Here is an 18,705-nt window from a genome sequence, read left to right as displayed (position 1 = left end):
CTGATGTCTTCGCCCAGATCGAAATCGATGCTCGGGATGTTCAAGGCGATTCCTCCGTATTCTTGTCGGGTCCGAACCTACCCCCGCCCGGGCGTCCCAGCGGTCGAAAAGGTTGCATTTTCCGCCAAGTTTGGCGAGGATTTTTCATGCCCTTTCAAGCCGCGACCGCGACGCCCCGCCGCGCCATGACCCCAGCCGCCTTCGTCCGCGGCGTGGTTGCCGCTTATGCCCGTTACGGGCGGGATCCGGCCGAAGCCTTGGGCAAGGGGCAGGTCACCGCGGACCTCGTTCGATCCCGCGACGGACGGGTGACGGCGGCCCAGTTCGAGGCGCTGGCCGGCCATGCCATGCGCGAGCTCGACGACGAAGCGCTTGGCTGGTTCTCGCGCCGGCTGCCTTGGGGAACCTACGGTATGCTGTGCCGCGCCTCGATCACGGCCCCCAATCTCGAAGTCGCGCTAAAACGCTGGTGCCGGCATCATCGCCTGCTGACCGAGGACGTGCTGTTCGAGCTCTCGCTTGGTGATGAGACCGCGACGATCTCCATTCGCGAACAGCGCGACCTCGGCCCCTTGCGTGAATTCTGCCTGGTCACCCTGCTCCGCTATGTTCTCGGCTTCTCCTGCTGGGCCGTCGATTCCGCGATCGCGCTGCGTGCGGCCGAGTTTCCCTATTCCGAGCCGGGCCACGTCTCGGTCTATCCGACGATCTTCTGCAGGCATTTGAGCTTTGGTGCGGACGGCGCCCGCATCGTGTTCGACAAGCATTATCTCTCTCTGCCGCTGACCCGCAGCCCCGCCGATCTCGACAGCATGCTCAAGGGCGCGCTGCGGCTCACCGTGCTGCCCTACCGGCGCGACCGGCTGCTGGTCGAGCGCGTCCGCCGCGTGCTGCGCAATGCACGCGGGCGCATTCTCGGCGCCGAGGATGTCGCAAGCGAGTTGGCGCTCTCGACCCGCACCATGCACCGGCGCCTGCGCGAGGAAGCGACCTCGCTGCGCGACCTCAAGGAAGAGGCAAAGTTCGAGCTCGCCAAGCAGGAGCTGATGCGCGGCCGCGCCCCCATCAAGCGGATCGCGGAGATCGCCGGCTTCCGCAACGAGAAGAGCTTTTCGCGCGCCTTCCGCACCTGGACCGGCGCTAGCCCGCGCGAATTTCGCGAGCGCTATCGCTGAGGCGCGGCGTCACCTGCTTGTCATAAATTGACGTCCTCCGAGATCACTCTCGGAGGACGCAATCTCTCGGATCAGGTCGCGATCTCAGGCGTTAGTTCTGCGCGCCCTGGCGAGCCTTGGGCTGCTTCGTCTGCTTCGGCTGGAAGGCGAGCGCATCGTTGCTAGTCTTGGCGCCGCCGGCCTGCGAGCACGTGCCGCCGATGCCACCGGCCGCCTGACGGCAGGCTTCCATCGTCGGATAGCCGCAGCCGTGAGCGGCCTGGGCGCCGTTGGTGATGCAATAATCGTCGGCCTTCGCAGCCGGCGCCGACAGAACAAAAAACGCAGACGCAAACAGCGTCGCAGCAGAGGCTGCGATCGTCTTCGAAGTCGATGTCATGATGTCTTTTCCTGCTTAGGGTCCCACAAAAGCATCCCCGGCGTGCGACGCAGACCGAGGTTCACACCCTGCATCTAGGCAGCGCAAAGATGCCGACAATCACGGTTGCGCGCATTGCAGTCCTGCCTAAATCACATGTCACAGTTAGGTGAGTTACTAAGCTATTATAACTATCCGAATCGACCGCACCGCGCGCAAGCGCCCCCGACTTCGGAAGTTCAGTAGAGAGACTTGAACGCCTATCCGACGGGTGCCGCCACTACATCCTGTAACGGCAGCGGCACATCCTTCGCGACGCCCAGCACCGGAAAGCTGCGGACGTTCTTCACATCAGGCATCGCGGCGAAATGCAGCAGCTGCTGGCGCATGCTCTCGACGTTCGGCGCGACGCATTTCAGCAGGTAGTCGGTGTCGCCTGAAATCCGCCAGCACTGCTGGATGCGCGGGATCGCGGCAATCGAGCTCTCGAACGCCTCCAGCACCGGCTGGGCCTGGCTCACGAGCTGGATCGAGACGAACGAAACCACCTCATAGCCGAGCAGCCGCTCGTCGATGACGGCGCGGACCGCCCGGATCACGCCGCGGCTGAACAGCAGTTTCAGCCGCCGCAGGCAATTGGGCGCGGACACGCCGACCCGCAGTGCCAGCTCGTTGTTGCGCACCCGACCGTCCTGCTGCAGCTCGGATAAGATCTTCAGATCGACGCCGTCGAGCTGGTCACGCCCGGCCATCCCCCACCTCGCCATGATCGTGTCATGCGAGGCAGCGAAGCACGCGGCGGAATCGCTGCCAAGGGGCCGGAGCCCGGCGCAACAGCTGGTCCGTGGATCGGGATCATCGGACGCGACGTCATGTCTGCGGGCGGGGTACCCCCGCCGTCATGCCAGGGCTTGTCGCGGCCATCCGCGCTCTTTCACTCGACCCCAAAGACGAGGATGCCTGGGCCTTCGCCTCGCCGAAGCGGCTTCGGCCGCGCAGGCGGGACAAGGCCCAAGCATGACGAGTAAATCACGTCGTATGAAGTCGGAGCAGCCAGCCGCCCCTCAATGCGTCCAGGGCTCGCCGCGCCGGAACGAGAAATTGTCGGCATAGGCGACCGGGCGGCGGATCGAATCCTGCGGCTCGATCACCTGGTAGGCGATGCCCTTGCGCTCGCAATAAGCGACCGCCTCTTCCTTGCTGTGGAAGCGCAGCGTGATCTGCTGCTTCATGTCGCCGGACGAGGTCCATCCCATCAGCGGCTCGACCGAACGCGGCTGCTCCGGCTCGTAATCCAGCTGCCATTCCTTGGTCTTGGACCGGCCGGATTGCATCGCGTTCTTGGCGGGCTTGAAAATGCGTGCGGTCATGGGTGGTCCGGGCCTCTTGGTCTTTTCGTTCGATTTCGATGCGTCACGGTAGCAGTTGGTGGAAACCGCGGGCATAGTATAGAGACACCTTTTGGGAACTGATCGGTGATTCCGGTCCCCCCGGGGGTGCGTTGCCGACGGGTATAGTCATTATGCTGCACCGTGACAATTGCGTACCCGCCTTCCGCGCCGGGATCCCGCCCGGCGGCCCTGTCTCGCCGACACCAGCGTATCCGCCCCCTCCGAAAGCTTCCGTCGCATGGCCTTCCTGAACATCAACGCCACGCTTCCCGAAAAGGGCCGTGACCTCAGGCTCGACCTGTTTCGCGGCATCGCGAACTGGGCGATCTTCCTCGACCATATCCCCGACAACGTGGTGAACTGGATCACCACCCGCAACTACGGCTTTTCCGACGCCGCCGACCTGTTCGTCTTCATCTCCGGCTACACCGCTTCCTTCGTCTATGCGCGAATGATGCTCGAGCGCGGCTTCATCGTCGGCGCCACGAGGCTGACCAAGCGGGTCTGGCAGCTCTACGTCGCCCACATCATCCTGTTCGTGATCTACATCGCCTCGATCAGCTATCTGGCGCTGCGCTTCGGCGACTCTGACATGATCAACGAGTTCAACGTCGCCGGCCTCGTCGACAACGCCACCGAGACGCTGCGCCAGGGCCTGTTCCTGCGCTTCAAGCCGCTCAATCTCGACGTGCTGCCGCTCTACATCGTGCTGATGGGGCTGTTTCCGCCGGTGCTGTGGTTCATGTTGCGCAAGCCCGACCTGACGATGGCGCTGTCCATCGTGCTGTGGCTCGCCGCCCGCCATTACGGCCTGAACCTGACCGCCTATCCGGCCGGCCAGTGGTACTTCAACCCGTATGCCTGGCAGGTGCTGTTCGTGTTCGGCGCCTGGTGCGCGATGGGCGGCGCCCGGCGTTCGGGAGCCGTGATCAATTCGCCGATCACGCTGTGGCTTTGCCTCGGCTATCTCGCCTTCGCGCTGGTCATGACCATGGCCGGCCGCTTCCCCACCCTCGGCGGCATGTTCCCGGGATGGCTGTTCTCGGCCTTCAACCCCAACGACAAGACCAACCTTGCGCCCTACCGCTTCCTCCATTTCGTCGTGATCGTGATCCTGGTGATCCGCTTCGTGCCGAAGGACTGGCCTGGTCTGGAGTGGAAGGTGTTCGATCCCTTGATCGTCTGCGGCCAGCAGTCGCTCGCCGTGTTCTGCGTCGGCGTGTTCCTGTCCTTCGTCGGCCATTTCGAGCTGTCGATGAGCTCGGGCTCGCTGTTCGCGCAGATCTTCGTCAGCATCGCCGGCATCGCGATCATGACGACGGTGGCCTATTACATTTCCTGGTCGAAAAAGCAGGACAAGCCGTTGAAGCCGCCGCCGCCCAAACCTGCGGCCGCCGCCTCGCCCGCAAAGGCCGCCTAGAGCCATTTCCGTTCCGATGAAATCGGAACGGTGCGCTAGATTCAGTTGCGGCAGCGGAGCCGGCTCAGGCCGCCTCGGTGTCGTACTCGGTGAACTTCTTGTAGATCCAGTCGCGGCCGTCGTGGCGGCGCCAGACCTTTCCATAGACGAGCTGCCCGTTGATCGAGCGGCGCGGCACGATCACGGTCCAGAGGTGCCAGATCTCGGTCCAGCGCGACTGCGGATGGACGGTTCGGACGTTGCGATCGAAAGACATGACGCAAAACTCACAAGATATGAGCGCCGCGACGAACTGTGACCTGTGTGACCACCGATTGCAGGCACCCCATCGCGAGCCCTGCCGACCTGATATCAGCCAGGAATGTGGCTGCAACAACCACTCGGCCTTAACCTAACTGGTCAACCTTACCCCTCGTGGGTACCCGCCAAGACCCGTTGAAAGCCGGCGCCGATCTTTCTATGATGCGTGCACAATTTGAGAATGAGCGCGCCGTTTTGGACGCGTGGCAATTGCGAACTGATTTTCATTTTTCAAATGACTTGCTGACTGGGGCACCACAATGAATATGCAATGTGGACGTTTGCGCCTGGCGGTGTGCTCGGTGCCGCCTGCGCCACGCATCAAGACAGTCAAGACATCCGTCTCTGAACCGCCGAAGGCGGCCAACGACAATCATCTGGCGTGGCCGTTCCTGCCGTTCCCGCTCGGCTGGTACGCGACGAACTGATCCCCGGAATAGCGCGACGCCGCTCAAGCGGAATATCATCGCTTGGCGGCGTCCGTTTAGGCATTGGGCGCTGAAATCCCCAATGCCTATATGTCTATGGCGACAGCCAAAGGTTCGAAGCAATTTTGCGAATTCTGCGGCGGGCCGGCGGGCGCAATGCCTTGAAAAATCGCGCAGAAGTGGCGTTTGGTGAAGAACAAGCGCCAGGGCTTCAGGCAAGGTTCGCGCGCGCTTCAGGTCGCCATAGGCCGCCTGCCCCGCCCCCACAATCGCGCCGGTTCAGATGCGCGACGGGCTCTGCGCAACGGCGCTGAGCGTGCCCTGCGCGTTGTCGGTCTGTCGCTGCGGCGTGCAGTTCCCGCCTCTGCGGTCGCAACCAATCACCGCGCCATGAGTTGCAGGTCCTTCCCGTCTGTCCGGGGAAGCCGCGTGGCTGCGATCCATGCCCGCGCGATGTACGGACGGTCATCTCGTCTCACGACCGTGTGAGCTGGAGCGCGGCCGGTGAATTTTCACGAGCGAGCAGAGACCAACGAACAGCAGGCCGCAAGCCAAGGGGATGCAGTGAGTCAAATCGAAACGACCGAGAAGCTCTCGGCCACGCCGGAGACTGAAAGTTCGCTGTTCGCGCTGTGCGGGCTTGGCGTCGCCGGGATCGCCATGCTGGGTTGGATCTGCGCCCTCGCCTGGATCGCCTGGCGCTTGGTCGATTGGCTGTTGTTCTGAAATCGAAACGCCGCAGGCACTTCCGACGCACGCAAAAGTTGCGGCGGACTCAATTTCGCGGGGATCGCCCCGCTGACCTGACGGTCGGCAGCGGCAACGGGATGAGCGCGGCGCAATATCGAGAGAATTGAAGGAGCTTCAACCTCGGGACTGGTCGGGGCAGCTGGATTCGAACCAACGACCTGCAGTACCCAAAACTTTGTAGGCCATTTTCCGCTGGATGCCGCTGGGTGTCGCTGATTTCCATTACTTGCCTAATATATTGACTTTCCAAGAATATATACGCCATACCGTTTCCGTTGCTTTCCCGTCGTTTCCGTTCAATAGATGATCCGGTGGCTACTCGGTGGCGACTCTGGGGGAAGCAATGCCGATATTGAAGTTGGGGCGACGGGCCGTCACCGGCCTGCCCTCTGTTACGAAAGCAACGATTTTTTACGACTCCGAACTGACCGGTTTCGGCGTCAAGGTCACGCCGACTGGCGCGCAATCATGGATCGTTGAATACCGCCCGGGCGAAGGCGGTAGGCGCGTCGCGAAGCGCCGTATGGTGATTGGTACGCCGGCAACGCTCGCGCCTGAGAAGGCCCGTGACGCCGCTGAGAAGCTGTTGGCGAGCGTGAAGCTAGGCGCGGACCCGGCCACTGAGCGAGGTGCTGCGAGGAAGGCCGAAACGGTCGATGAGTTGCTCGATGCCTTCACCAAGAGGCACCTGGTGGAACCAAAGCTGAAGGCTGGAACCATCCGTCTGAACAGCGGGTACATAAAAAACCATATTCGTCCGGCGCTCGGTCGCAAGAAGGCAACTGCCGTCACGCATTCCGACGTTAGCCGCCTGCAGAACAAAATAGGCGAGACGCACCCGGTAGCGGCCAACCGGGTTGTAACACTGATCGGCACCATCTGGGGATTCGGGCTCATGGAGAAGATCCTCCCGAAAGGCACGGAGAATCCAGCAGCCGGCATCAAGCCCAACAAAGAGCAGCAACGGCAACGCTATCTAACCGTGGAGGAGCTAGAGCGATTGGGCAATGCGATCCGTGAGGCAGAAACAACGGGAATTCCGTGGCAGCCAGATCCGACAAAGAAGGTGAAGCACGCGCCCAAGCCTGAGAACCGGCTAACGAAGATTGATCAGCATGCCGCAGCGGCGATCCGGCTCTTACTCTTCACTGGATGTCGCCTGATGGAAGTCCTCAATCTGCGGTGGGCAGAGTATGACGCTGGGCGCGGCCTGCTATTCTTGCCCGACTCTAAGACCGGGAGAAAGACCGTCGTGCTCTCTGCGCCGGCCATTGCGATACTCGACGTCCTACCCCGCGTCGGCGCCTACGTGGTTGCCAGTGAGACGGCGGGTACGAAGGACGAGAAGCCGCGCGCCGATCTGAACCGCCCATGGCGGGCTGTACGCAAGCGCGCCGGCATTGAAGATGTCCGAATCCATGACATGCGGCACTCGTTCGCAAGCGTCGGAGCCGGTTCCGGTCTTGGGCTGCCGATCATCGGCAACCTGCTCGGCCACACCCAGACCAGCACTACGCAGCGGTATGCGCATGTTGCAGTCGATCCGGCGAAACGGGCTGCGGATCTGATCGCCGCCAAGATCGCCGACGCTATGAATGGAAAATAAAAGTGGCCCGCTTCAAAAGGGGGCGGCTATCCTGGACTTTGTTGTTCCCCAGAGATTTAGCGCCACCAGCGAAGTTCCCGAGCTGCGTGGCCCAAACTGAATTTAGGAACCGGTGACCCGGCGTCGGCATATTAGGACTCGAGAATTCAAAACACCGCGGTCAGGACCCGAGGTTGTGCCATGCAGCAACGTCGTCGATTCAAGCAGACATCTTCCCTCGAAGATCGCCTAGCCAAAGAAGCGAAGCGCCTCCGCGAAGAAGCCAAAGCGCTTCCGCCAGGTCTCGAACGGGATCTCATTCTGAGAAAAGCCAGACAGGCCGAAACCGGCTCGCATATAAGCGATTGGCTGGCGTCGCCGGGATTGCAACCCCCTGATTGATACAGCATGCTCAGCCGGCCATGGCGGAATCTTTCGGAAATAAATTCACCGTTGTTGAAGTGACCGGGGACGACGAGAAGACCCAAGTTTGGATTGCGCTGGCCAAGCCAGGCCAAGCGCTGACATTGGTCCTCGCCGCTGTCCCGAAAGGTTCGACCGCGCAAGTGCTAAATGTCGCGCTGACGCCCAAGCAGCAGCGGATGTTTGAAGAGCTTAACCTGGAGCCCGGCGATGTTTACCAGATGGATGGGTGAGGCCTCAATTTGGCGGTCCTCGCCCAAGTAAAAGCCCGCCCTTTTCGGAGCGGGCCGCGGCACCCGGAACTATCCGCGCCCTTTCGCGTTTCGCAGATCGAAGAGATTTGCGAGGGAGCGAAAATGAAGGCCGAGCGACTGTTTCAAATCGCCATCTTTGGTCTGTTCATGTTTTCGGCCATCCTTGCGTCGATGCTGATCCTGACTCCCTGACGACGCACCCTGCACAACAGTAAAACGCCACCCCATTTCTAGGGTGGCGCCTCAGCGACACGGGCTTGATGGTTATCGAGCCATGACTGGCCGCCGAACTCGGTTGGCTACTCCTCCGCCTGCGCAGGCGCCACGGCCATCGCCGCTCTCCGGGCCTCCGGCCGGGACTTTAATGGCGTGTCGGGAAAGAGCGCTGCCGTAAAGTCGCTGTTGCAAAGATCTTCAAGCCCAATCTCGCGACAATCGATCCCGTGGGTCTGCTCGATCCAGAGAACCAGCCCAGCCGCGCGGCGCACTATGCGCTTCGATAATTCAACGGCGTCATCGGGGGAATTCCCTGGGTCACCCATCTCGTTTTGGATGAATACCGCCTGAGCAAGCGCCTCCGCCGCCGTCACCGGCCGAACAAAGGACATACTCCGCATAATCTCGTACGCGCCTTCGTACTCTGCACCGCCCTCGCGACCGCCATCCGAGCCGCTGAAGTTGTCCTTGTGCTTGAACGTCATCCATAAATCGCGGAACAGCGCCAGCATTCCCATCCCGGCTGACTGCTGCTTAGTGTCCTCAACGGGCGCGCTGCGCTTGATTTCGGTCTTGGCGAGTTTCGGGCGGGATGTGGTGGTTTTGCGGGTAGCTTGCGGCATTGGGCGGGTTCCTATAGTGTGCGTTTATCACCTTGAAGGTGATAGATGCACTATACAGGAATTAACCATGGTGACAAGTGCACAAATCAGAGCTGCACGCGGTTTGTTGAATTGGACCGTTCGCGACCTTGCGGAGAGATCGGGCGTGCATAGAAACACCGTGAGCAGGGTTGAGACCGACGCAACGGCGCCCGGCCATTCGATAGCCGCCATCCGTGCCGCCCTCGAATCTGCCGGCGTCATCTTTCTAGATGACGGCCAGTCGATCGATGGCGGGCCGGGTGTGAGGCTGGCGAAGCCGAAGTCCTAGCCCCACCCCCTTCTTAAGTGGCCCTTTCGCGCGTTGGAACGTTTGGTGCCGCGGCGCGTCCTTGAGGCATCGATCCTGTTGCTTGTGGATCGACCGATGGACACAGTAGTTGCCTATGCGATCTCGGCCTTTATCGTCGGCTTTGGCATCGGGATCTTCATTGCCGGTCTAAACTCTGGCGCTCCAGCTTTGTGGGCCTGCGTCGCCCTGATACCCATCGCGATAGGGCTCCTGAGCGCTTTCGGTCCCAAATAAACAAATCCACCCCCGACATTGGGGCGCTTCGCCACGTCCACAGGAATGCTAGTCGGCGAGCATTGTCCCAACACGAATCGACTTGACGCTCAGCGAGCGCACCGAGGGCAAACAATGGCCAAACGTGTCCCGTACCCCAAGATTTCCGCAGATGGAGAGATCACGGTCGATACGCTGGAACGTTGCTTGGATTGTCTTGCGATCCTAATGGACCAGTCCCCCCAGGGCGGCGAGGTCTATCTGCCGATCTTCGACCGGCTTGAGGCCGAGCTTGCTGCTGCGAAGCCAAGGGAAGCCATGCTAGAGCGTGCGCGCGCTCGGGCCGCGCGGTTTATGCAAGAGCACTCAATTAAGCCATGACCACAGAAGACGAAAAGAAGCCGCGCAAATCACGCGCGGCCATCCACGACATGCCCCTCTACCCCAATGAAGCGCAGATAGCGCGGGCCGTGCTCGGTGATCGCGCCAAAGATTGGAAACGCATCGCCAAAGTCTTGGAAGACAAGGAGGGGCTGCCGAAGATCAACGAGTTGATGGGCGGCAGATTCTGGCCAGCGCTGGTCGCGCTCTTCTACCGGTGGCAGGGCGTACCGATGGGCGGCGGCATTCCAGAACCGAAGAGCAAGTGGGAGGACTAGCGACCGTTCTAGGAACCACCTCAACCCCGCTCGCGTTGACGTACGCTCCAGGCCTTCCCCTGCCCTTGGAGCACCCCGACAGCGGCCTCTGCGTTCCCCGGCGCGGGGGCCGTTTTATGTGCGAGGCACAATGGACGAAGGCTGGCGCCCCCTCTACGCCTCGGCCGCCGCGCTGCATTTCTTAGCATTGGCAGCAGCAACAGCTAAGGCCCGGGACAACTCAAGCGCCTGATCCGCCGTCACCTGGAAATGAACGCCCACAACGCTCGCGATGGCGACGGTGATTTCGTCGTCGATTTGCTCAACGCAGATCGCCGCCGATTCATTGAGTTCGATCTCGGCAATCCGGCCAGGGTAATCATTCAGCTCATTCGGCATCGCGGCACTCCGTGCTTCGATAGTGTAGCGGATATCCTGCCTCAGGTCCAAAAGCCTGGTTGCCCTCCCCGCCTCCTCGATCTAGGGTTGCAGCGGGCGGGTCTGGGGAGTTTTTCATAATGCGTTTTTTGATAATTGCGGCGCTTTGCGCTGCGCCGCTTCTTGCCGGTTGTCAAACGACAGCGCAGGGGACGACAGACGCCAGCTATCCGGCTGATTATCGAGACCTGATCGTCCGCAACAAGGCCAACTTCTTTAAGGACCCGGACAGCATCAAAGATGCAATGATAGCGACACCCACACCCAACATGTTCGGCTGGCAAGTCTGTCTCCAGGCAAACGCGAAGAACTCGTTCGGCGGTTACACAGGCCGTCAGACGCACACCGTTCAAATCTATCGGAACGGTGCACCGCCGATCATGCAAGAGCCTACGGTTTACGACAGTTGCAGTGGCTATATGCCGCTTCCTGAGATAGAGGGCGGCTACGTGCCACCTAAACCGCCCGACGTCGTGGCGCCTAAGCAGACGAAGCCACCACGGCAGATCACCCCGGGAACACAGGCGCGACAATGACCGTGCACTAATCCCCTAAGCCACCTTCCCGCTTCACCTCACCTCCACCGCTTCCGCCCGCCCCGCCACCCGATGCCGCGCGATCTCTGCACCGGAGTCGTCGAGCGCGATCACAACCGTGCCCGCACTAGGGTCATATTCGGGATCGCTGGCGATATCCCGAGCGATACGGGCACCGAATTGGGCTGCTAGTTCAGCCGCGCCAAATAGCTCCCCCACATCGTCCGCCTGTGTCTCTCCGTAGTGGAAAATCGGGAAGTAGTAACGTCGCATAGCCGCGGCCCTCGTCCTTTAGCGGCGATATGCACCCATCTCGGGGCGGTCCACACCTGTCAATAAAGACAGGGTCCGCGCGGCAGCAGCGCTAGCAAGCGGCCTCGCGGTTGCCGCCTTTACCTCAACACCCGCCGCGCAACATAACGAGGCTTGACGATTTGATGATCTCGTGAGGTAAATGAACGTTTCGAGGTCCAAATGATCTGCGAGATTGTTACTGTCGCGCTCGCCGTCTTGGTTGTCAGGCTGCTGATCGCAAACTACCTGGTACGACGACGAGACGTTTTGCGTCGCGTCCGGCGGCGCTAAGTTTCCACCATGACTCCGCCAAACAGACGCAGCCTGCCGAACTTACTAGACCTCCCACTCGTCAAAAACGAGCTGGTGGAAGGGCAACGGATCATCGTGAACGCAGCGGCTGGTCCCAGAATGGCTGGCCGACACGGCGTTGTTCTCAGATATGGCGAAACGCGCAACCGCGTTCGCGTTTTGCTCGACGGATCGAAGCATGAGATGACTCTACACGCGCGATTTGTGGATGCGGAGAACGAGCCATCCGCTTGACCGCTACAGTCTCGCGTCCGCCGCGCGCGGTTACATTGCCGTCGCGCGGTGGTGGTTGGGGATAAGTGCGCGACTTGCGAACCACGCGCCACGTTGTTAGACCGCGCCCTCAACACTGCTAGCTCGATCGTATTAAGTTCCGAGCCGCCAGATTTCGATATTGGTTTGACATGAATCTGACGCGATCGGGTGCAGACTGTCGCGCTGCGATGGCGGCGGCCTCGCATTTGAGGTTGAGGGCTCGCTTTCGCCAGCCCCGGCGAGCCCTCCCTCAGTCAACAAAACTGACCTATTTAGTTTTTTGCGAAGTGTGACTTCGATGACACCGCACGCCGGCTCGGCTGCTGTAGGCTTTGTCTCGCCGGGGCTGGACTCAATATTTCACGTTTTCATTTTAACCCGGCTGGCCGCAGGGGTTCGCCGCTGCGGCCTTTTTCGCGTTGACGATGAGTTCACCCCCTACGCTCGGATTGCGCGCTGGCACCTTCGGCCAGCTTCAGCCAATCTGCAGCAAGCCTTAGCCAGGCTTCCTTGTCCGATTGTTTGATCGCCTTCTCGGCCAATCGGCGGCATTCCTCGGCTTCGATGCGATAATGGTCCGCTTCTTTCTCGCTCATCGTCCAGCCCCCAACGCACATGAAGAGGATGGCCGACGAGGCAGCGGAAAGAAATTCGACGATAGACCCAAGCGACGAAATGGAACCGCCGCTTCGAAGGCCCTAGCCAAAGAAGCTAGTGGCGTCGGTGGTACCTCCTACCGTACCCGGGAAAAACGTGGACACTCCAGCGCCGGCGGTGCCGGAACATTGCGCGATAGCGTGCCGCTGTCCGGTGACAGTAAACCCACCTAACGTGAAGGTCATGCTAGGGCACTCGCAGTAGCCAAATCGGCGCGCTGTGAACGTTGCCCCGCTGTACGTGACATTCGCACCGAAGGTAAAGGTTGAGCTGCTGGTGGTGAGCTTCGCCGCCCCATCCCCGACGAGAAAGAGGCCGATGCCTCCGGTCAGCACCTTGTGATTGGCGCCGGCACAAGTCAGCAGTCCGCCGCTGTTCGCATAGATCCGAAAATTCGCGCTCGATCCATTGTACTCCATATTCTGGAGGGTGACGCTCGTCGCCGACGAGACGGCAACATCCTGCGCCACCGACGACTGTACACGGGCGCCAGATATCGTGAACCGTCCACCGACAGCGGTGGTGGAGATTGCGACGCCGGATGAGTTGCTGATAACGACGTTTGAAGGTGTCGCGTTGTTGCCTTGGAACGTCACCGCGCCGGAGCCTAGATAGCTCTTCAGGACGAGCGCGCCATACGTACTGTTCGCGACGTTGACCATAACATCGAAGGTCGAGCAGTCGAGCGCTGCGATAACATCCATTGCTTTCTGTGGCGTCGCGAATGCCGTGCCGGTGGTGAGCCCATCGTTAGCGTCGTTTCCCGTCGACCCATTGACCTCGTACGTCGCGTTCGCAGTGAGCGCCTTGCGCACGCCAATGTTCGACTGCGCCTGTTGCTTCTGAGATGAAGAGAGCGACTGAGCACCGGCGTAACGAACCACGCCGATATTTGTAGCCGCAGTCGCCGCGCTTGCCAAATCCGACAGGTTGTTCGTGCTTGTAAGGTCGCCCGTGCCTTTCTGCGCAACGAGACCCCACTTTCCCGCCGCGAGATCGGTGGCAAATGTGCCCGCCGTGTGAGGCACGAGACACATGTAGGACGACCCACCGCTTGACACGAAACTTGCCGGAGGCCCGACAACATAAGCGGTCGCCGTCGTCCAGGCTGCTATGGGTAGCAGCGGGGATGGCCCCGTGCCTCCCACAGCCCCCTTCGCAGCAAGCAAATTCCAATAAGTTGCGTTCGGAGCGGCGTGGCCCGCACTCGGCGTATCGTTGATGTAAACATAGGACGACCCTGAAGTCGTCTGCCAATCGCCATAGGAATACGTCGCTGCGTTATCGTAGGCGCCACGCGGATTGAGCGCCTTGAAAATACCCTGATAGGTCCAAACGCCGGCCGACTTAACCCACTGCTTGCCGGTCGTCGGCTGCAAAGCATACTGTCCATCGTCACCGAGGGACGGATCAGGCACGGTCTCGTCGATATCGACAAAAACGAAAAAGCCCGAGGTATTCCACGCCCCGACTATCTTGTCGACATCGCGCGCATAGGTCTCGCCGACGATGCGCTGCTGAGATTCCTTCCAGACCGCATAGGTGGCACCGCTCAAGGTCGATCCCGGCCAAGGCGTTATGGTCAGATGCGTGTCGTCGGTGACGTCGACGATTCTGGCCAGGAAATGCCCGCTCTGGAAAAGATCGCCGGGCTTGACGTTGCCGGCACTCGACCAAAGCGGGCCAGTGCCGGTCACGACGGTGCCGTCTGCCGATACAGCAATGGTGCCGGTGGAGTATGAATTAAGTGCGGTCAAGACTTCTTTTCCTCAATGCGTTTTAATGCTTCTTCGATACGAAACCACTGGCCATCAACTTTGCGCCAGACTTTGCCGGTCGAAGGTTGGAAGGCGATCCAGCCGCGCGCATCCGGCGGTGGTTCAGTGAGTTCGGGCGGAAGCGCCCCGAGGTTGATGTCGGTCATTGGATTCCTGTTGGTGGAGTACTAAAACGCGCCCGCGTATCTTCTTCAGCAGCTGCGCCCGAAGTCCGAGCACGACTTCAACAGGTTCGCGGTCGCATCCGAGCAACGATCGTGGCTCACGATCCAGAGGACAGGCAGCGAACTTGCTCCGGCCAAGGGTGGAGGCCAGGGCGATCTTAATGTCGTGCAACTCATGTGGATCGCTGGTGGCGAGGCCCCGCCGGAACAGGGCTACTGCTTCAGGCGAGATGTGCGGGGAGCGGCGGCGCCGATCTCGTTTCAATCGCGCGGGCATCAGGTCGGCTCTCCGAACTGTTCGAGTCCCCAGCAGATGTAGCGGGATCCTTTGGGGTGTTCAGCGTGCCACCTGGCCATAATCTCTGCGCCATAAAGTCGCCAGGCAGCCCGTGCCGCCTCCCTGTCGGGGTATCCTTTCGCGTCGAGTTCGCAGATTCCGTCCAGATCTCCTGTGCATGGCCATCCAAGCTCCAAAGTCCACTCCCAGTTCTCCAGCGTGCCGGCGTTACGCCGCCTATCCTTCCGCTTACGGACTGGCACTATCTTCGGCTCCCGTAATCCGGAGTCCTCGCCATGCGCGGCGCCTCGGGACCGTCAACGCCATCAAGCGCCAGCTCGCGCAGCAACCGGGCGAAAGAAATCCTGGCGTTTTGCAGGATGCCAACTTCCGGCCGCTCTTTCGGTTGAGCAAAGCGATCGAGAAAGGTTTGGCCGTCACAATCAAGAACTTCTCGCGCGGTCTGTGCCTGGTCCCACGCCTCGCAAGCTAGGGTGAGAAGCTTGACGTGGTGTCCGTCTAGTTCATAGTCACTGATAACCTGATCGAACCACCTTCGCGTATGGGTGCGTAGATGCTTGGGTGCCGTTGGGGCACCGGTTGGTTTGGCCATTTGGCCCTCCGAATTTTTGTTTGAACCGGGGCAGCAATCGCGCGCGCTCTAGGCCAACACCGGCACGCGGCGCGGTAGACTGCACACTTTGAGTCACCCCCTACCCCCCTAGCCGGCATTGTTGATGGGCGCGCGCTGTTCCCGAACGCGCCGCCCATCGCGCGCCGCTAACTGACCGGCGCGACCTTTGGACTGCCCAACACAACGGTCGCACCAGCAGCGAGCGAGGTCCCGGAGTTCAGCGTCAACACAGCCCGAAGGTATCGATTGCCACCGAGGTAACCCTGTTTGTACGAGCTGCTTGCTGCGAGCACGCCAGGCAGCGCCCCGACAAGCAGTGTTGCAGGCACATCCGTAAAGTTGGTGCCGTCAGAGCTATCCTGCACCTTTGCAGTAAAGTTGTTGTCGTTTGCGTAATTCATGCGTCGCTTTCTCGTTTTTAAAGCCCGTGGTGCCGCGCTCCTCCAAGAGCGCGCGCCCCAAGGGCGCTTAGGGGGTATGGGGGACTGTGCGAACACCCGTTCGAAGGCGTGCGAAGTCAATGAAATCAACTACTTGCGGCACCGTTCGAATGGTGCGAAGGGGGTATGCGAACATCAAGGATTTCAATAACTTAGCTAAGCATGCGAAGTGGTTCGAAGGCGTGCGAAGCCGGTGCGAAGTCACCCATCATCTACCCCTCCGAAGTCCTCCGCGGAGACGATCAGCCGACTAAACCGACGTGATGGCGGGCCTTCCTGCACGATCTTGATAGTGCCGGCGTCTAGCAACCGTTGCATCGCCATTTCGAGGTCACGCATCTTCGTGCCCTTCGCGTCTGGGTGCTTCTGCATCATGCGCGGCGCGTAGCTCGGCGACTTGTTCGGGCTGGGCCGCTGGCCGGTGCGGTTGAGCTTCGACAACACCGACACGAACACACTATCGGCCCGGCTATTAAGCAACCCGTCAGCAATCCCCGGCTTGGAAGGATCGTGCAGCACGAACGCGCCTTCGCACCACTCAAGCTGCATCTCGTCGCCGATCTTGCCGTAGTTGCTCTTGACAGTCCTGAGGATGCGGACGTCCCCCTCGCCGCTGGTCAGATATAGGCGTGAGCGCACTGAGTTATTCCAGGCCGTCGATCCGCTGTAGCCCGAGCCTGATGCCATGCCGGCGATAGAAGGATGCGCCAACAACAACACCGCGCAGTCACGCGCGATCGCCATCTTTCGCAACATCGCCACGAAATGGCGAACCTGCGAGCGCTTCACCTCATCGCCACCGTACAAGTCAGCCGCAGTGTCGAGCACGACTAGGCGAGGCTTCCACTCCTTCACGAACCGATCGACGCGGCGCCACAGCGAGGTCGACTCCATAATCCCTTTGGAGTCTGGCACGGATAGCAGCGCGTCCTGATCCGCGAGAGGCAAGATGCGGAGGTCGGCGAGATCACCGATCTCACGGTGATGAGCTGCGCAGATATCCTCAAGCCGCCGGTGGAATTCCTCGGCTTCATCTTCTGCACCGAGGTACAGCACCCGGCCTGGGCTGGGCTGCAACCCTAGCGTATCAATCGCCAGGGCCGACGCCGCGCCGATCTGCAATCCGAGAAGCGACTTGCCGACACCGCCGTCACCCGAGAGCAAGGTCACCTGCCGATGGGGAATAAGGCCAGTGATAAACCACTCCCGCACCGTTGCGACAACGCCTCTCCATTCGGAGGGATCAACAAGCGGAAACGGTGCGAGCGGCGTTATGATTTCGAGGGTGCCATTCTCGGCCCGGAATTTCGGCGCGTGGTCAAGCGGGCCGATGAACACGTCACCGGCAAAGCCCTCGACCACGGCCTCGGTGATGTGCCAGAACGCTCCCGTTGAGCACGCGCGCCAGATGTTGTCGTCGAATACAAGTTTGCCGCGCTCGCCGGGGAGAAGTTGCTCGCGCTGGAAGCGCTCAAGCAGTTCGCGTTCCTCGTCATGCGACAACGCCGGCCTGGTCGGTCGCTCGGCCGGTGCCGGCTGAGAAGGTTTGTTATCGTTGGCGGCCTTGGGATCGGTCTTTGGCGGGAAGTACTTGACGCCGCCTCCAAGAGCAGCGCGACCGAGGTCTTCAACAATGAACGCGCCGTCTTCCTCAGTGCCCTGCAATTGCTTATGCAGAACAGTGTCGGCCTCTTCTGAGGGCCAAGAGATGAAAACGTTATTGTGGTTGCGAACGCGGCGGTCTTTGTAATGCCAATCGTCCGTATAGATGACACCCCTGGAAATATCCTCACCCGGTGCCTCGTTGCGCAACAGCGTCACGAGGTTTTCCAAGGTCACCGTGGCCGGGTCGAAGTTCGCAACCTTCGGAACTAGAATGTTCCCGTGTAGTCGCAGATCCATCTGCTCGACCATGTCGGCGCGTGAGAGTTTGAATTCAGCTTGTGATGCAGTCATCGGCAGAAGGCTCACTTCCAAAAGTGTTCTCAAATTTGATTACGGCCCTAGCGATCTCATCGACCGCAGCCGGATTAAAAGCGGCCGTGCGTCCTCCGTTTGCGTTCGGCGAATAGACCCTGAAGGTCTGGTCGGGCCTTTGTTCGACGCGCAGGCCGAACATCTTGATGCCGAAGCAAACTTCAACGTCTGCAAAGGCGATCGTTCCGCTCCCGCGTGGTGCGGGGCGTGTCTTTAAGATCTTCAAGTTGATTTCCCCTAATTGGGGTGGGCAGGTATCTCGCCACGGCCGAGGCCGGTGCGCTCATTGTCGGGTAGCTAGCTAGGCCATGTCCTCGGCGCCGGCCAAGGGTGGCTTTGAAAAAATAGCGGGGGTTGCTCCTTTTGGAGCGGTGCACCTGGCTAGGGGCCAGTCGTGCGCTAGGCGGCTTCTCGCGATATTTGCGCCATGAAGGCGTCGCGCGCATCTTTATCTACGAACGCCCATAGCTCGCGGTAGCGCGCGTCGCTGTCTTCCTTGGCGGTGCGGAGCGCGGCGTTTTCCTCCGTCAGCCGATCGACTTCAGCTTGCAGCCGCTCTTTATCTGCCTCGGCAAACATGGCGCGGGCGCTATGCGTTTTCACCAGATTCGCTTCGACACGCTCCAACGCATCGCGGGCTTCGATTTTCCCGCGCAGGTCTTTGTTTACGTCCTTCAGTCTCTTGGCTTCTTGCTTCCAATCCCGGATCACCGCAACCTGCTTCTCTGGCTCGGTCTCCTTCGCGGCTTCCATGCGGTGACGGCATCAGTCTCGAAGACCTGCCTGGTGCGCTTCGACAACAACAAGTACTCGGTCGCAGCCAGCGCAGTCGGACGAC

The 18,705-nt window shown here is 60.6% G+C and carries 27 protein-coding genes and 1 pseudogene; 13 read left to right on the top strand and 15 right to left on the bottom strand.

The genetic code is table 11. From position 1 onward, the window contains the following. Nucleotides 1–146 precede the first annotated feature (146 nt). The gene (locus tag ABIA90_RS13650; protein ID WP_071914173.1) at nt 147–1,175 is read left to right on the top strand and encodes an AraC family transcriptional regulator; all 1,029 of its coding nucleotides are present in this window, start codon (nt 147–149) and stop codon (nt 1,173–1,175) included. A 91-nt stretch (nt 1,176–1,266) separates the two neighbouring features. On the opposite strand, the gene ABIA90_RS13645 is transcribed toward ABIA90_RS13650, so the two are convergent. From ABIA90_RS13645 to ABIA90_RS13635, 3 genes are all read right to left on the bottom strand, one after another. Further along, nucleotides 1,267–1,554 carry a DUF3551 domain-containing protein gene (locus tag ABIA90_RS13645; RefSeq protein ID WP_063983447.1) on the bottom strand — a complete coding sequence of 96 codons (288 nt, stop codon included), beginning with the start codon at nt 1,552–1,554 and terminating at the stop codon, nt 1,267–1,269. Nucleotides 1,555–1,793: 239 nt separating this feature from the next. After that, the gene (locus ABIA90_RS13640) at nt 1,794–2,285 is read right to left on the bottom strand and encodes an Lrp/AsnC family transcriptional regulator (protein ID WP_135213563.1); all 492 of its coding nucleotides are present in this window, start codon (nt 2,283–2,285) and stop codon (nt 1,794–1,796) included. A 312-nt stretch (nt 2,286–2,597) separates the two neighbouring features. Next, complete coding sequence (locus tag ABIA90_RS13635; RefSeq protein WP_014495449.1) at nt 2,598–2,903, bottom strand: ETC complex I subunit; 306 nt, start codon at nt 2,901–2,903, stop codon at nt 2,598–2,600. Nucleotides 2,904–3,162: 259 nt separating this feature from the next. Between ABIA90_RS13635 and ABIA90_RS13630 the strand changes: the two genes are divergently transcribed. After that, on the top strand, nt 3,163–4,344 hold the full coding sequence (locus tag ABIA90_RS13630) for an OpgC domain-containing protein (RefSeq protein WP_063983449.1): 1,182 nt from the start codon (nt 3,163–3,165) through the stop codon (nt 4,342–4,344). A gap of 64 nt (nt 4,345–4,408) precedes the next feature. On the opposite strand, the gene ABIA90_RS13625 is transcribed toward ABIA90_RS13630, so the two are convergent. After that, complete coding sequence (locus ABIA90_RS13625; RefSeq protein WP_354118346.1) at nt 4,409–4,600, bottom strand: hypothetical protein; 192 nt, start codon at nt 4,598–4,600, stop codon at nt 4,409–4,411. Nucleotides 4,601–4,904: 304 nt separating this feature from the next. Here ABIA90_RS13625 and ABIA90_RS13620 point away from each other — a divergent pair, with 304 nt between their 5' ends. From ABIA90_RS13620 to ABIA90_RS13595, 6 genes are all read left to right on the top strand, one after another. Beyond that, nucleotides 4,905–5,072: a hypothetical protein gene (locus ABIA90_RS13620; RefSeq protein ID WP_166341408.1), complete on the top strand. Its 168-nt coding sequence runs from the start codon at nt 4,905–4,907 to the stop codon at nt 5,070–5,072. Between the two features lie 504 nt (nt 5,073–5,576). Beyond that, nucleotides 5,577–5,798, top strand: coding sequence for an RNA-binding protein (locus ABIA90_RS13615; protein WP_354118347.1), 222 nt, complete (start codon nt 5,577–5,579; stop codon nt 5,796–5,798). 367 nt (nt 5,799–6,165) lie between these two features. After that, nucleotides 6,166–7,428: a site-specific integrase gene (locus tag ABIA90_RS13610; RefSeq protein WP_247310474.1), complete on the top strand. Its 1,263-nt coding sequence runs from the start codon at nt 6,166–6,168 to the stop codon at nt 7,426–7,428. Nucleotides 7,429–7,608: 180 nt separating this feature from the next. Further along, nucleotides 7,609–7,809 carry a hypothetical protein gene (locus ABIA90_RS13605; protein WP_247310478.1) on the top strand — a complete coding sequence of 67 codons (201 nt, stop codon included), beginning with the start codon at nt 7,609–7,611 and terminating at the stop codon, nt 7,807–7,809. Between the two features lie 20 nt (nt 7,810–7,829). Beyond that, entirely contained in the window at nt 7,830–8,063 is a 234-nt protein-coding gene (locus ABIA90_RS13600) for a hypothetical protein (protein ID WP_247344046.1), read from the top strand. Nucleotides 8,064–8,072: 9 nt separating this feature from the next. Beyond that, nucleotides 8,073–8,276: a hypothetical protein gene (locus tag ABIA90_RS13595; protein WP_247344050.1), complete on the top strand. Its 204-nt coding sequence runs from the start codon at nt 8,073–8,075 to the stop codon at nt 8,274–8,276. A 107-nt stretch (nt 8,277–8,383) separates the two neighbouring features. Here the strand turns inward: ABIA90_RS13595 and ABIA90_RS13590 are convergent, their stop codons facing one another. After that, nucleotides 8,384–8,923, bottom strand: a complete 540-nt coding sequence (locus tag ABIA90_RS13590) for a hypothetical protein (RefSeq protein ID WP_354118348.1) — start codon at nt 8,921–8,923, stop codon at nt 8,384–8,386. Nucleotides 8,924–8,990: 67 nt separating this feature from the next. On the opposite strand from ABIA90_RS13590, the gene ABIA90_RS13585 reads away from it, so the two are divergent. The 3 genes from ABIA90_RS13585 (at nt 8,991) to ABIA90_RS13575 (ending at nt 10,126) form a co-directional block, all read left to right on the top strand. After that, nucleotides 8,991–9,233 (top strand): helix-turn-helix domain-containing protein, encoded by a 243-nt coding sequence (locus tag ABIA90_RS13585; protein ID WP_247310486.1) that lies wholly within the window; start codon nt 8,991–8,993, stop codon nt 9,231–9,233. Nucleotides 9,234–9,602: 369 nt separating this feature from the next. Beyond that, a complete protein-coding gene (locus ABIA90_RS13580; protein WP_247310489.1) occupies nt 9,603–9,848 on the top strand; it encodes a hypothetical protein in 246 nt (81 codons plus the stop codon). Continuing rightward, on the top strand, nt 9,845–10,126 hold the full coding sequence (locus ABIA90_RS13575) for a hypothetical protein (RefSeq protein ID WP_354118349.1): 282 nt from the start codon (nt 9,845–9,847) through the stop codon (nt 10,124–10,126). Before ABIA90_RS13580 ends, ABIA90_RS13575 begins: the two co-directional genes overlap by 4 nt. Nucleotides 10,127–10,279: 153 nt before the next feature. On the opposite strand, the gene ABIA90_RS13570 is transcribed toward ABIA90_RS13575, so the two are convergent. Continuing rightward, a complete protein-coding gene (locus ABIA90_RS13570; RefSeq protein ID WP_247344053.1) occupies nt 10,280–10,504 on the bottom strand; it encodes a hypothetical protein in 225 nt (74 codons plus the stop codon). 119 nt (nt 10,505–10,623) lie between these two features. On the opposite strand from ABIA90_RS13570, the gene ABIA90_RS13565 reads away from it, so the two are divergent. Further along, nucleotides 10,624–11,079, top strand: coding sequence for a hypothetical protein (locus ABIA90_RS13565; protein ID WP_247310499.1), 456 nt, complete (start codon nt 10,624–10,626; stop codon nt 11,077–11,079). 33 nt (nt 11,080–11,112) lie between these two features. On the opposite strand, the gene ABIA90_RS13560 is transcribed toward ABIA90_RS13565, so the two are convergent. The 9 genes from ABIA90_RS13560 to ABIA90_RS13520 form a co-directional block, all read right to left on the bottom strand. Beyond that, a complete protein-coding gene (locus ABIA90_RS13560) occupies nt 11,113–11,352 on the bottom strand; it encodes a hypothetical protein (RefSeq protein WP_247344056.1) in 240 nt (79 codons plus the stop codon). Nucleotides 11,353–12,371: 1,019 nt separating this feature from the next. Next, nucleotides 12,372–12,536 (bottom strand): hypothetical protein, encoded by a 165-nt coding sequence (locus ABIA90_RS13555; protein ID WP_247344059.1) that lies wholly within the window; start codon nt 12,534–12,536, stop codon nt 12,372–12,374. A gap of 102 nt (nt 12,537–12,638) precedes the next feature. Then, nucleotides 12,639–14,354 (bottom strand): hypothetical protein, encoded by a 1,716-nt coding sequence (locus ABIA90_RS13550; protein WP_247344063.1) that lies wholly within the window; start codon nt 14,352–14,354, stop codon nt 12,639–12,641. Next, nucleotides 14,351–14,521: a hypothetical protein gene (locus ABIA90_RS13545; RefSeq protein WP_247344066.1), complete on the bottom strand. Its 171-nt coding sequence runs from the start codon at nt 14,519–14,521 to the stop codon at nt 14,351–14,353. Before ABIA90_RS13545 ends, ABIA90_RS13550 begins: the two co-directional genes overlap by 4 nt. Nucleotides 14,522–15,078: 557 nt before the next feature. Next, nucleotides 15,079–15,429 (bottom strand): P27 family phage terminase small subunit, encoded by a 351-nt coding sequence (locus tag ABIA90_RS13540; RefSeq protein WP_247344071.1) that lies wholly within the window; start codon nt 15,427–15,429, stop codon nt 15,079–15,081. A 167-nt stretch (nt 15,430–15,596) separates the two neighbouring features. Next, nucleotides 15,597–15,851 carry a hypothetical protein gene (locus ABIA90_RS13535; protein ID WP_354118350.1) on the bottom strand — a complete coding sequence of 85 codons (255 nt, stop codon included), beginning with the start codon at nt 15,849–15,851 and terminating at the stop codon, nt 15,597–15,599. A gap of 240 nt (nt 15,852–16,091) precedes the next feature. Continuing rightward, nucleotides 16,092–17,846, bottom strand: a complete 1,755-nt coding sequence (locus tag ABIA90_RS13530) for an AAA family ATPase (protein WP_247344092.1) — start codon at nt 17,844–17,846, stop codon at nt 16,092–16,094. Beyond that, nucleotides 17,827–18,093: a hypothetical protein gene (locus ABIA90_RS13525; protein ID WP_247344095.1), complete on the bottom strand. Its 267-nt coding sequence runs from the start codon at nt 18,091–18,093 to the stop codon at nt 17,827–17,829. Before ABIA90_RS13525 ends, ABIA90_RS13530 begins: the two co-directional genes overlap by 20 nt. Before the next feature lie 173 nt (nt 18,094–18,266). Further along, entirely contained in the window at nt 18,267–18,620 is a 354-nt protein-coding gene (locus tag ABIA90_RS13520) for a hypothetical protein (protein ID WP_354118386.1), read from the bottom strand. Here ABIA90_RS13520 and ABIA90_RS45595 point away from each other — a divergent pair. Further along, nucleotides 18,606–18,705: pseudogene (locus tag ABIA90_RS45595) on the top strand (Mu transposase domain-containing protein); the annotation flags it as partial. The gene ABIA90_RS13520 and the pseudogene ABIA90_RS45595 overlap by 15 nt on opposite strands.

This window comes from Bradyrhizobium sp. LA6.8 (assembly GCF_040547935.1).
Lineage (GTDB): Bacteria > Pseudomonadota > Alphaproteobacteria > Rhizobiales > Xanthobacteraceae > Bradyrhizobium > Bradyrhizobium barranii.
This window is presented reverse-complemented; position numbering and strand designations above follow the sequence as displayed.